The sequence below is a fragment of the Streptomyces erythrochromogenes genome (assembly GCF_040684695.1).
Taxonomy (GTDB): Bacteria; Actinomycetota; Actinomycetes; order Streptomycetales; family Streptomycetaceae; genus Streptomyces; species Streptomyces erythrochromogenes_C.
Window position 1 is genome coordinate 79,345 of record NZ_JBFBGM010000025.1, and the last position, 12,239, is coordinate 91,583.

General features: G+C 72.1%; 12 protein-coding genes and 1 pseudogene. 7 read left to right on the top strand and 6 right to left on the bottom strand.

All coding sequences use genetic code 11. The features are described from left to right. Positions 1–8: 8 nt before the first annotated feature. Complete coding sequence (locus tag AB0O53_RS29745; RefSeq protein ID WP_350999818.1) at positions 9–581, top strand: snapalysin family zinc-dependent metalloprotease; 573 nt, start codon at positions 9–11, stop codon at positions 579–581. 190 nt (positions 582–771) lie between these two features. Further along, positions 772–2,388, top strand: coding sequence for a protein kinase domain-containing protein (locus tag AB0O53_RS29750; RefSeq protein WP_365199749.1), 1,617 nt, complete (start codon positions 772–774; stop codon positions 2,386–2,388). A 75-nt stretch (positions 2,389–2,463) separates the two neighbouring features. On the opposite strand, the gene AB0O53_RS29755 is transcribed toward AB0O53_RS29750, so the two are convergent. The 3 genes from AB0O53_RS29755 to AB0O53_RS29765 form a co-directional block, all read right to left on the bottom strand. Next, complete coding sequence (locus AB0O53_RS29755; RefSeq protein ID WP_365199752.1) at positions 2,464–2,988, bottom strand: VOC family protein; 525 nt, start codon at positions 2,986–2,988, stop codon at positions 2,464–2,466. 166 nt (positions 2,989–3,154) lie between these two features. Beyond that, complete coding sequence (locus AB0O53_RS29760; RefSeq protein WP_350999825.1) at positions 3,155–3,943, bottom strand: hypothetical protein; 789 nt, start codon at positions 3,941–3,943, stop codon at positions 3,155–3,157. A 529-nt stretch (positions 3,944–4,472) separates the two neighbouring features. Further along, positions 4,473–5,129: a TetR/AcrR family transcriptional regulator gene (locus AB0O53_RS29765; RefSeq protein ID WP_365199755.1), complete on the bottom strand. Its 657-nt coding sequence runs from the start codon at positions 5,127–5,129 to the stop codon at positions 4,473–4,475. A 113-nt stretch (positions 5,130–5,242) separates the two neighbouring features. On the opposite strand from AB0O53_RS29765, the gene AB0O53_RS29770 reads away from it, so the two are divergent. Together AB0O53_RS29770 and AB0O53_RS29775 are read left to right on the top strand one after the other, a co-directional pair. Further along, positions 5,243–6,919: an ABC-F family ATP-binding cassette domain-containing protein gene (locus tag AB0O53_RS29770; RefSeq protein WP_365199758.1), complete on the top strand. Its 1,677-nt coding sequence runs from the start codon at positions 5,243–5,245 to the stop codon at positions 6,917–6,919. A gap of 26 nt (positions 6,920–6,945) precedes the next feature. Next, complete coding sequence (locus AB0O53_RS29775; protein ID WP_365199761.1) at positions 6,946–7,827, top strand: Vgb family protein; 882 nt, start codon at positions 6,946–6,948, stop codon at positions 7,825–7,827. A 123-nt stretch (positions 7,828–7,950) separates the two neighbouring features. Here AB0O53_RS29775 and AB0O53_RS29780 read toward each other — a convergent pair. Beyond that, positions 7,951–9,002 (bottom strand): annotated as a pseudogene (locus AB0O53_RS29780) (IS701 family transposase). Between the two features lie 86 nt (positions 9,003–9,088). Next, the gene (locus AB0O53_RS29785) at positions 9,089–9,337 is read right to left on the bottom strand and encodes a hypothetical protein (RefSeq protein ID WP_350999836.1); all 249 of its coding nucleotides are present in this window, start codon (positions 9,335–9,337) and stop codon (positions 9,089–9,091) included. A 100-nt stretch (positions 9,338–9,437) separates the two neighbouring features. On the opposite strand from AB0O53_RS29785, the gene AB0O53_RS29790 reads away from it, so the two are divergent. Next, positions 9,438–10,166, top strand: a complete 729-nt coding sequence (locus AB0O53_RS29790; protein WP_365199764.1) for a DUF6082 family protein — start codon at positions 9,438–9,440, stop codon at positions 10,164–10,166. On the opposite strand, the gene AB0O53_RS29795 is transcribed toward AB0O53_RS29790, so the two are convergent. Continuing rightward, complete coding sequence (locus AB0O53_RS29795; protein WP_350999842.1) at positions 10,163–10,678, bottom strand: hypothetical protein; 516 nt, start codon at positions 10,676–10,678, stop codon at positions 10,163–10,165. The genes AB0O53_RS29790 and AB0O53_RS29795 overlap by 4 nt on opposite strands. A gap of 338 nt (positions 10,679–11,016) precedes the next feature. On the opposite strand from AB0O53_RS29795, the gene AB0O53_RS29800 reads away from it, so the two are divergent. Then, complete coding sequence (locus AB0O53_RS29800; RefSeq protein ID WP_365199767.1) at positions 11,017–11,580, top strand: matrixin family metalloprotease; 564 nt, start codon at positions 11,017–11,019, stop codon at positions 11,578–11,580. Between the two features lie 2 nt (positions 11,581–11,582). Then, on the top strand, positions 11,583–12,137 hold the full coding sequence (locus AB0O53_RS29805) for a hypothetical protein (protein WP_350999850.1): 555 nt from the start codon (positions 11,583–11,585) through the stop codon (positions 12,135–12,137). Positions 12,138–12,239: the final 102 nt, after the last annotated feature.

The following is a 12,239-nucleotide window of genomic DNA, read 5'->3' on the forward strand; positions in this document are numbered from 1 at the left end:
AGACCGCCATGTCTCTGGGCACCTGGCTGAAAGTCGGCGCCGCCTCCGCGGCGCTGGTCCTCGCGGCGGCACCCGCCGCGACCGCGGCACCCGCGCCCGTACCGGACGCCACCGCAGCGGTAGTGACACTCCGTTACGACGACAGTCGGGCGGTCGGTTGGGAAGCGGCCATCGCGGCCGGTGTGGCTTCCTGGAACGCGAACGTGAGCAACGTGCGGCTGGTGGAGGCCGCGCCGGGGGTGCGGGCCGAGATCGTCATCGTGGCGACGACGGGCTGGCCGCAGGCCACCCTCGGTCCGGTCCGTCCGGGGCGGCAGGTGCGCGTGGAACTCGGCGCGCAGGCCGTGAGCCAGGGGTACGACAAGACGCGTATCGCCGCGCACGAGCTGGGCCACAGCCTGGGCCTGCCGGACACCAAGCCGGGACCGTGCTCCCAGCTGATGTCCGGGTCCAGCGCGGGGACGGCCTGCACCAACGCCGTGCCGAACGCGACGGAGCGCTCGCGCGTGCAGAACGCGTACGCGGGCGGGCTCGCGGCAACCGTCCCGACCGACGGCCGGGTACTCGTCGACGCCCCCTGACCGTCGGGCCGACAGGTGGGCCGGTGCGGCGCCCGTCCCGGGACGTGACTCCCGGAACGCGGGCCGCGCCGGCCCGTTTCCGTTTCCGCGCTTCGCGGCGTCCGCACCTGCGGGCGGGGTGTGGGGGCGTCTAGGGTGGCCTGGTCGGGGTGGCCCGTTGCGGGCGGCGTGGTAACAGGGTTGGGGTCGGGTGGTGTGGGTGGAGGTGCTGCGGCCCGATGATCCGTCGGAGATCGGTGGCTACCGGCTGCTGGGGCGTCTGGGCGAGGGCGGGATGGGCGAGGTGTTCCTGGCCCGTACGCTGTCGGGGCGGCCGTTGGCATTGAAGACGGTGCACCGGGATCTGAGTCTGCAGCCAGGTTTCGCCGAGCGTTTCGACCGGGAGATACGCACCAGTGACCGGGTGCGGGGTGCGTGGACGGTCTCGGTCGTCGACTTCAGTGCGCCGGGGGCCGCGCGGCAGTGGCTGGCGACGGAGTACGTGGCCGCGCCGTCGTTGGCGGACTGGGTCCACCGTCACGGGCCGCTGCCCGGGCCGGCGCTGTACTGCCTGGGCCGGGAGTTGGCCGCTGCGCTGGTCACGGTGCAGGCGGCGGGGGTGGTCCATCGTGACATCAAGCCGGGGAACGTGCTGCTGGGCCGAGAGCGGCCGTTCCTGATCGATTTCGGGATCGCGCGCGGGGTGCGCGATGCCCGGTACACCCAGACCGGCGCGGTCGTCGGCACTCCCGGCTATCTGGCTCCGGAGCAGGCCACCGGCGGGGTCGCGGAAGCCGGTGCGGACGTGTTCTCCCTGGCCGCGGTCCTCGTCCACGCGGCGACGGGGCACGGCCCGTTCCTGGGTGCGGGGGAGGAGCTGCAGGTGCCGGCCCTGCTCTACCGGATCGTCCATGACGAGCCCCGGCTGGACGGGGTTCCGGAGGATCTGGCGGTCCTGGTGGGGGAGTGCCTCGCCAAGGACCCTGCGCTGCGGCCCACTGCCGCGGAGTTGCACCGGCGTCTGGCCGCCGCGGCTGCGGGGCAGGGGGTGGGGGAGTGGGCGACCGTGGTCCCGGCGGCCCTGGCCGAGGACGTCGCCGGGCGCGAGGGCGAACTGGGCCGCCTCCTGAACCCGCCGCCCCCGCCTGTGCCTTCGGTGCTGCCTGCGCCGGCGGGGCCGCCGGCGGTTCCGTCGCCTCCCTCTACGGCTCCCGCGGTGTCGGGGCCGGGGGCGGCGTCGGCGCCGGGCCGGGGCCGGCTGTTCGCCGTGGCGGGCGGGGTGGCTGTTCTGGCGGTCCTGGCCGCGTTCCCGCTGCGGCTGCTCATGGACGGTGACGGCGATGGCGACGGCGACGGCAAGGGCGCAACGACCCCCACCGCCTCCGCCCCGGCCTCCCCCTCCGGCTCTGCTTCCGCGTCGGGGGCGGGCGTGCTGCCCGCGTCGTGGGTGGGGACCTGGTCGGGGGTCGGGCCGGGGACCCCGGATGCGGATGGTGTGACTCGGGTGCGGGCGGGCGCGTTCTCGGTCACGGTGACGTTGAACGCCGCGGCGGTGGGCGAGGTGGTGGGCCGGCAGGTCAGCGACGTCAAGGAGTTGGTGACGGGGCGGAACGTGGGCTGCACGGAGGCGCTGGAGTTGCGGCAGGTCCGCGGGGACTCGGCGGTGTTCGCGGCGGTGACCAGTCACCCGACGGACCGGGCGGCCACGTTCGAGTGCCCGCGGGGCAATCTGTACGTCCTGACCATGACGGGGTCGGACCGGGTGCTTCTGGAGTCGGAGGGGGCCCAGTCGGCGGGTGCTCCGGAGGCCCTCACCCGCCGCGGCTGACCCGTCCTGCCGCCGCGGTGGGCCGAGGCCGCGTCCAGGAACAGGACGTGGGCGTGGTCACGAACCCGGGAAGGCTCAGGGGGTCGGGCGCCGCGGGGCGCTCGCCCTCCCTGAATCGCGGCCGCTCAGCGCGATGTCCAGCGTCTCCTGGGCCATGCGCATCGCCTCGGCGTACTTCGGCTCGGACATGCGCTCCCAGGCCCGGTCCGGTGCGACGTCCTCGACCCGGCTCACCACCCACCAGATGTTGCCGAACGGATCCCGCACCCGGCCACCGCGATCCCCCCACGCACTGTCGGCGGCCTCGGTGACCAACTGAGCCCCGTGCGCCACAGCGGCGGCCAGGGCGGCGTCCGCGTCCGGGACGTAGACCCGCAGCAGCGAGGGCATCACCGGCCAGTCGGACCGCCGGTCGAAAGCCAGCACCACCGTGTCGCCGACACGGATCTCCCCATGGCCGATGGTGCCGTCCTCGACCGGAACCCGTGCGATCTCCTCGCCGTCGAAGGCGGCGGTGATGAAGTCGAGCAGCGCGCCGGTGTCATCCGTGACCACCCACGGTGCAACGCTCGTGTATCCCTCGGGTGCGGTGTGCCTCATCGGTCTCGTCCTCCCTGTCGGTCCCTCGCGATGGGACGACCCTACGACCCGACCCGGACGACGCCGCTGGAGGACGGCCGCCACTGCGGGGCGGCCGTGACGCGAAGCGCGCATCGTCGTCCGCGGCCTCGCGGCTGCGGACGACGATGCGCTGCCGGTCAGGGGTTCAGCCGGCGCGACGCGTCCTGACTCCGGAAGCCTCGAAGTCGTAGATCGTCCCGTTGATCCGCAGGCCGTCGACGGCGCCGATCCACATGTTGTCGCGGCCCTTGCCCACCGCGGCGGTGTAGAGGGTCGGCTGTGTGCCGCCGTCGTTGAGCGCGGTCTTCAGCTGCGGGAAGGGGCACGGGGTCGCCGGGCTGCAGCCGGTCGCGGTGCCCGCGCTGCCCGTCAGGAACCACGTACCGGTCGTGGTGGCGTCCAGGTAGCCGCTCCAGGCGTTCGTCACCGGGGAGGCCGGGGGAAGCCACACCAGCGACGAGTAGGCGGTGGCTGCCGCGGCGAGGTTCGGATTGATCTCGAACGTGATGTTCGGCATGTTCGTCGGGCCGCCGTAGGAGATGTTCTCGCCGGTCTGGAAGACGTGGAAGCCGACCTGGTTCAGACCCTGGGCGCCGAGGACCGGCTTGCCGTAGAAGTCGACCTCGTTGCCGAAGCTGGCCTTCTCACTGGGCGGAGTCAGCGAGGTGGCGCGGTCCGAGACCTCGATTCCGAGGCTGCCCCGGCCGTAGGGCGGCCTCGCGGCGGTACCCGTCACACCGAATGATCCGTACGGGCCGTCCCGCAGCGCAGCGACGGGAGAGCCGATGGTGTTGCGGGTGATGACACCCCAGTGGTGCGGGCTTCCCGGACCTCCGCCGGTCAGGGCGGCCGCCGGGGCGACCCCGGCGGCGATCGCGATCAGCGCTGTCACCCCAAGCGCGACTTTCCGCTTCATGCCGAAGCGAGCGTTCACGCTCACTCCTTTCGTGGTCGGTACGTGGAGGGCAAGACGTGGGCGCCTCAAGTCGAGCCTGTGTCGAGCACGCCACGGTAGGGGACCGCAGCACCGGAACCCGGCACAACGCGCATATGCCTTTGGCAATTGGTTCCGTTGGCGGAGCGGATGATCGGGGGACCCGATGCGGCCCGACGCGGCGGTGGGGGACGTTGTCGTACGAGCCCGACGGCGCCGAGTGGACCATCGCCGGACACCGGCCCGACCGGGTCATCGACAGCGGCGAACCGGGAGACGGCGAACGCGCTCGTGGGGTGTTCGGGCGCCGCGCGAACCCGGGGGGCGGTCCTTCGCGTGGGCGGCTCGCCGCATGACGTCCGCTGCAGCCCGCCGAGGGGGACGCCGCACGCCAACGTCCGCACCCTTGTCGGTTGCCCTGCCGGTCGGCACGTCCAGCGCGTAGAGGCGGTAGGTGCCATCCGCACGGGGCATTCGGCTCCGCTTCAACCGGCGTGCCCCCGGCTCCGTCAGGAGACCGCGCCCGCCGTCATGCCCCCGGGACGCCGTAGGCGCCCGTCCGCCCCGCCGCCGCGGCACCCGCCGCGGCCCGGCGGGGGAGGTCCGGGTCGGGGGCCGTCCGCAGGAGCAGGAGCTCGTGGTAGAGCGGTGCGGTCGCCGCGACGAGCAGCGCGCGGGCGTCCGCCGGGCCCGGCAGCTCGCCCCGCCCGGCGGCGCGGGCGACGACCACCGCGCAGCGCGCGTAGCGGTCCTCCCAGAAGCGGGCCAGGGCCCCCGCCGCCTCGGCCGAGCGGAATCCAGCGGCGATCAGCGCCGTGGTCAGGCTGGGCCCGCCACCCGCCAGGGCCTGGTAGACCTCCTGGTTGAGCGCGGCGAGGTCCCCCTCCAGCGACCCGGTGTCGGGCGGGCTCCACGCGTCGTCGGACGCGGCGTCGAGCACGTCGGCCAGCAGGCCGCCGACGTCGCGCCAGCGCCGGTAGACGGTGGTGCGGTGCACGCCCGCCCGTTCGGCGACTGCTTCGACGGTCAGCCCGTCGTACCCGTCCGCCATGAGCAACTCGCCCACCGCGGCCAGCACCTGGGCCCGGACCCGGGCGCTGCGCCCGCCCGTCCGACGCCGCGGTACGGCCGAATCCGGATGATCTCCATGGCCGGAATTCTCGCTTGCCTGCTCATCGGTATCCATGGAACGATCTTAACGCAACATCAGTCGCTATAAGGAGCTTTCGATGACCCTCACCCGTCACCACGCCGCCGCTTCCGCACTCTTCTTCGCCCCCGAACCCCCGGAGCCGCTCCATGACCGCACAGCTCACCGCGACTGACCTCCGCAAGTCCTACGCGGGCCGCACCGTCCTCGACTCCGTCGACTGCTCCGTCACCGACGGAACCCGCCTCGGCATCGTCGGCGAGAACGGATCCGGCAAGTCGACCCTCCTGCGCCTGCTCGCCGGAGCCGAACGCCCCGACAGCGGCACGGTGACCGTCCGCGCCGAAGGCGGCATCGGCCACCTCGCCCAGGAGGAGCACCTCCCCGCCCGCCTCACCGTCCAGCAGGTCCTCGACCGCTCCCTCGCCGAACTCCGCGCCATGGAAGACCGCATGCGCCGCACCGAGGCCCGCATGGCCGACGGCGACACCGCGGACGAGACCCTCACCGCCTACGCCGACCTCCTCACCGCCTTCGAACTGCGCGGCGGCTACGACGCCGACGCCCGTACCGAACGCGCCCTGCACGGCCTCGGACTGCTCGCACTGCCCCGCGACCGGACCGTCGGCAGCCTCTCCGGCGGCGAACAGGTCCGCCTGCGTCTCGCCGCCCTCCTGGCCTCCGACCCCGAGATCCTGCTCCTCGACGAGCCCACGAACCACCTCGACCACCCGGCCCTGACCTGGCTGGAGGAGCACCTCCGCACCCGCCGCGGCATCACCGTCGCCGTCTCCCACGACCGCCGGTTCCTCGAACGCACCACCACCGCCCTCCTGGAAGTCGACGGCGACCTGCACCGCACCGTCCGCTACGGCAACGGCTACGCCGGCTACCTCGCCGGCCGCGCCGCCGAACACCGGCGCCGATCCCAGGCCCACACCGCTTGGCGCGAAGAGACCGACCGGCTGCGGCAGTCCGCCGCCGTCACCGCCCGCAGAGTGGCTCCCGGCCGGGCCATGAAGGACGGCAACAAGATGGCGTACGACCGCGCGGCCGGCCGGGTCCAGCAGTCCCTGGCCGGCCGGGTCCGCAACGCCGAGGAACGTCTCGCCCGCCTGCTGGCCCACCCGGTCCCCGCACCGGCCGAACCGCTCCGCCTCACCGCCGTCCCGCGCACCACCGCCAGCGGCACCGCCAACGCCAGCGGCACCGCCAATGCCACCGTTGGTGCCACCCGCGGCCCCGCCCTCACGGCGGAGGGAGTGTCACTGGCAGGCCGCCTGGCACCGGTGGACATTTCCCTGCCGGCCGGCGGCCGTCTCCTGATCACCGGCCCGAACGGCGCCGGCAAGAGCACCCTGCTCGGCGTCCTGGCTGGCACCGTCACCCCCGACCGGGGTCGCGTCGTCCGCCACGCCCGTACCGGACTGCTGACCCAGCACAACCACCCGGGACCGGCCCACCGCCCGCTCCTCGCGGCCTTCGCCGCGGGCCGCCCCGGCACGCCCGAGGAGCACACCGAACAGCTCTTGTCGCTCGGACTGTTCGCCCCCGGACAGCTCACCACCCCGGTCGGCACCCTCTCCGCCGGCCAGCGACAGCGGCTCGCCCTGGCCCGGCTGATCACCGAACCGGCCGACGTCCTCCTCCTGGACGAGCCGACCAACCACCTCTCACCCGCGCTGGCAGAGGAACTCGACGAGGCCCTGGCCGTCTACCCCGGCGCCGTGGCCGTCGTCAGCCACGACCGCCGCCTGTGCGCCCGCTGGCAGGGCGACCGCCTCGCCCTCCGCGCCCCCGCCCAGGCCGCCACGACCGCGGCCTGAACCACCCCCTCCCGAAAGGCCCCCTCTTGACCCGCCTGATCCACACGTACACCTTCCCCACCGCGGGTGCCGGCCCCTACGCCCTCACCCCCGGCCCCGACGGAAACATCTGGTGCACCCTGGTCCACGCCGGCCACATCGCCCGCCTCACCCCCGACGGCCGGATCGACGAGTTCCCCCTGGATTCCCCCGACTGCGGCCCGACCCTGATCACCACCGGCCCCGACGGCGCCCTGTGGTTCACCCGCAACCGCGACCACCGGATCGGCCGCATCACCCCCGACGGCGAAGCCCGCTCCTACCCCGTCCCCGGCTCCGGGCCCGGCCCGTACGGCATCACCGCCGGCCCTGACGGCGCGGTCTGGTTCACCACGCTGCACAGCGCGACCATCACCCGCCTCACCCCGTCCGGGGAGCTCACCGAACACGCGCTCCCCGACGGCTCCTTCCCGTCCTTCGCCACCACGGCCGGCGACACCCTGTGGTGCACCCTCAACCAGGGCAACGCCCTCGCCCGGACCACGGTCACCGGCGAGACCACCCTCCACCCCCTGCCCACCCCCGGCGCTGCTCCCGTCGGCCTCGCCGCCGCCCCGGACGGCACCCTCTGGTTCGCCGAGATCGCCGCCGGCAGCATCGGACACCTGACCCCCGCAGGAATCACCGAAATCCCGCTGCCGGACCCCCAGTGCCGCCCGCACGCCGTGACGGTGGCCCCCGACGGCTCCTGCTGGTACACGGCCTGGGCCACGGGCCGCATCGGCCGCGTCACCCCGGACGGCACCGTCACGGAGTTCCCCCTCCCGACCCCCGCCTGCGAACCCCACGGCCTCGCCTTCGCCCCCGACGGCACCCTGTACGTAGCGCAAGAGAACGGCGAGGTCACCCGCTGGGACGTCAGCCCGTGACCCCGCCGGCCCGCGCCGACCAATGGACGTGGAGGAAGCCCCGTTGCGCCCCTGAGGAGCTCGTGCGCGCCACCGATATAAGTCCCGTCGTCGCCCCGCCGGCCTCCTATTACTCCAGTGCGACTAACGGAGAGTCGCCGCCGGTAGTGGCTGCGGCGTGCCGATGCCCAGTGCCCCGATCACATGGCGGACCTCCGGGACGGTCAGGTCGACCGGCTCGACGCTTCGGGTGGGACGGTCCGGATGCGCAGGTCTGGTCGGCCGCGCGTTGTCGCCTGCCACGGCCAGGAACGCGAGGGCGAGCATGGCCAGGGTTGTGTGCCGGTGCCAGGCGGTCCGGTTGCGAACCTGATAGTGGTCCAGGCCGACCTGCCCCTTGGCTGCCTGGAAACACTCTTCGATGCACCAGCGGATGCCGGCGACGCGCACGAGCTCGGACAGCGCCACGGTCCGGGGCGACCAGCACAGGTAGAAGGCAAGCTCGCCGGTGGCGGGATTGCGGCGAAGCAGCAGGTGGCGATGGTCGTCGGTGCCGATATGTACCCAGGCCCAGTCGTAGTAGCGCGGGCCCTTCGCCCCGGGACCGGCACTCTGCCGGTGCCAGGCGGAGACGGGCAGCCGAGAGGCGACCTCGTCCACGCGGACCAGGGTTCGGCCCTGATTGATCCGCGCCCTGGTCGCGCAGGAGACGGCCGGCACGTAGCCGGCCTCGCGGGCCTCCAGTCCGGCCCGCAGGCCGGGGTCCTGGCCGTATGCCTCGTCGCCGGTCACCCACAACGTGCGCACTCCGGCATCCAGGGTCGCCGCGATCATCTGAAGGGCGAGACGGGGCTTGGTCGAGAAGACCACGTCCTCGGGCACGCGGCCTTGCGGCGCCGTTCGGCGTCCTGGCGCCACGTGTGTTCGGGCAGATAGAGCCGACGGTCGATGATCAACGCCCTTCCCCCGCTGGAGGCGTACGCGAGGCAGACGTCCACCTGGCTGTTCTCGATTCGCCCGGCGGTTCCGGTGTACTGCCGCTGGACGCCCGCCGAATCGCGGCCCTTCTTCAGGAAGCTGGTCTCGTCCACGATCAAAACGCCGCCATCGGTGCCGAGACGGTCCACGACGTAGCGGCGGACCTCGTCACGCACCGCGCCCGCGTCCCAGCGCGCACTCCGCGGCAGCCGCTGCATCGGCCCGGGACGGACATGGCCCGCGGTCACCGCATGATCTTCGAGAGTCCACACAACCCTTGATCATCTCGCGGTGGCCGTACCTGTCAGGCGTCGTAGTACTCGCCGTCGTCGCCCTGAACCCTCGCCTCCAGGACCTTCGCCACCTGGCACATCGTCGCGATCACCGCATCGCTCGGGTTCTTGGACACGATCCGCCCGGCGTTCCACCACATCGGAACCATCACGAGGCCGGGATGGGCAGCGACCACCGCTTCCCATTCCGCCGTGTTGATGTCCTGACCATCTTCATCCCACCAGTTCTCACTCCGCGTGATGTGCACGTCGTAGCCCATGGCCAGCCAGAGTAGACCGTGAGACCGACGTGATCGCGAAGTCGCACTGGAGTACTAGGACCTGTCCGGCCGATCAAGTGGGGGCCGGATTGAGTGCCTCTTGCCGGGCGTCAACGCCGGCTTCATTCTGTTCAGCGAACCGGCAGTCGGCGTTTCGGGGGGACATGTGACGACTGGAAGCGGCAGGACGCAGCGCACGACATGGGCACTGACGGCCTTCGCGTACGGCCTGCTCGGACTCGGACTGCTGGGGTTGATCGTTTCCACGCCGTTCGTACTGGCCGCTGTGGCGCCGGCGAGCACTGACTGGGGAAAGCTCAGTGACATCAGCCAGACGTACGGGGCCGTGTCCGTCGTGCTCTCAGCCATCGCATTGGCCGGTGTGGCTCTCTCGCTCCTCTACCAGGTCCGGCAGGCACGCACGAACAGCGAGCAGGCCATCAGGGACAGCCATCTCCAGCTCGCGGCACTCGCACTGAGCGACCCGAATCTACTCCAGGCATGGTCACCGCCGGTTGCGCCGGTGACCTTGAAGCGGCATCAGCAGCACCTGATCACGTCTCTCGCTCTCGGAGAGCTGTTGCAGCGCTTCCGCATCGGCCATCTGTCCGTCGAGAAGCTCGCGGTGAAACTTGACGGGCACTTCCGCGGGGAGATCGCGCGGGAACAGTGGGAACGCGAAGGGTCGGGGTGGCGCCGCACCATGGAGGCTGGTGATCGCCGTGACCGTGTGTTCGTTCGCCTGGTGGATGAGAGCTACCGGGCTGCTGTGGTGGCGGGGCCGGCGTCCCCGCTTGTGGAGTTTCAAGATCGGCCAGACAGGTCCTAGCGGGGCCGACGGGCGGACAGTCCGGCTCGGGCCCGCCAGTAGTCCGCGTCGCCAGGGTCGGCCAGCCACCCCATCAGACGCTCAGTACCTGCTTGGAAGGCGCCGGCCAGCGAGTTCTCCTCGCCGACGACCAGCCTGAGCGCGTCGACGTCATGAGTGGCGTGATCGGTGTCGCACCAGCAGGCGACGGTTACCGCCGCCTCGACTGCGAGCTGAGCCAGGCCTGTCCACACCACCCAGAGCTGGAACTCCAGCTGATCGCCCATATCCGCCCGCTCAATGACATCCAGGCCGAGGATGAGCGGCGTCCCCTGCTGCGTACGCGGGAAGACCGCGTGTTGCAGTGCCCATTCCCACTTCGCCCCTTCCCCTTCCCCGTCTCCGTCCCCGTCGACGCGAGCCGCATCGACTGCGCGGGCCGCATGCCTCAGGACTTCCACGTCGGCAGGCGACAGGAAAGGGAAGAGCGTGGTCAAAGGAACGTCGTCGAAGGCACCTCGGCTCATGGGCATGAGCCGATCATCTACTCTCCCCGGCTCGGACAAAGCGCCGGGGGTGCACCGCGGAGCCGGCGTTCGACCAGCGTTTGTCCCATGTGACGAAGCGACGCAGTTGCTCGCGGGGATCGGGGCCCTCGCCCCCGCGCCGGACCTGGTTCTCCCGCTCCCCGGCGGGGACGCCGCTGAGCAGCATGTCGTGCATGTCGCGCATGGCTGTCACGGCTGTGGTCCCCCTGACTCCAACCCATGGTCGTCTTGCTGACGATAACGCTCTGCGCAGAGATGTTCGGGTGGCTGGTCGTGGCGCTGAAACGATCTTGCTCGACGGGGGCTGCCCTACCGTTGATGGGATGCGCAACTTCTTGGTCGGCCCGGCGGTTTTCGCCGCAGTGCTGCTTCTCGCACCGGCTCCGGCGCATGCAGCGGTGGCGGCGCCGTGCATCGCGAAGTCGGGGAGTGACGCGACCGAGACGCGCGAGGACAGTTCGGTCGATGACGGTGAGATCCGGTGGACGGCGAGCACGAAGTACCGCGCCGAGTACGCCCACGCCAACCGGGCCTGGTCGTACCCGGGCGCGAGGATCCGGATCGCGCCGGATGCGGCGACGACCGTCAACGACCTGAACTACGAGGACTTCTCCGACCCCCGCAGTTCAGCGGCAGGGGTCTGGTCCCGACGGCCGGGCCCGGCGGCGACCGACCTGATCCGCTTCAACAAGGCGCGCATGGACACCTACGATCCGGCCACCCGCCGGATGGTCGCGGCCCACGAGCTCGGGCATGCGCTGGGTCTGTGCCACAAGTCGGGCAGTGGCAAGAGCGCCGTCTCGTCGGTGATGTGGCCGGACGTCGCCCAGTACCCCGATGCCCCGACCGATGTCGACAAGGCCAACCTGAAGAAGCTGTGGGGCTGATCATGAGCGTGAAAGTGTGGGTCGGCGGCTGCCTCGTCGCGGCCGTCGCCGCGGCGGGAGCCGCCTGGTTCACCATCGCCCAGGACACCGGGAGCACCACGCACGCGGTGTGCGGACCGGACCTCGGCCGGGACGACGTCGTCGCGGCCCGGTCCCAGGCCGTGGCCGTCGTCGAGGCCGTCGAGAACACCCGCTACCGGGAGGACGGCGGCAGCGCCTACCTGACGACCCGGGTGAAGACCCTGCACACCCTCAAGGGCGAGTTCGGCGACGTCCTGGACGTGACGCAGGGAGTGAAGAACGGTGGAGCCCCCGGCCGGTACACGACGGAGGACCCGGACCGCTACGCGGTCCTGGAGCCCGGCCGCCAGTACGTGATCGCGGTGCAGTCCGGATCGACCACGGGCGCCGCGGGCAGTGAGGCGTGGGCCTGGTACGCCGAGCCGGCCGAGCGGGGCCTGGCGGGAGAGCGGGAGCACTGGCAGAAGGCGATCGCCACCCCGCCCGAGACAGCCGCCAACAGCGCGTGCGAGGACATCGACGCACCGACGGGCTGACCGGCGCCGGGCGCGCCCGTGTACGAGGGCGGCCGCCGCGCGGGCGTTGGCGATCGCGCTGGAGCCGCCGCCGTACGGGCCGCTCCCGGCCCTCGTGACGCT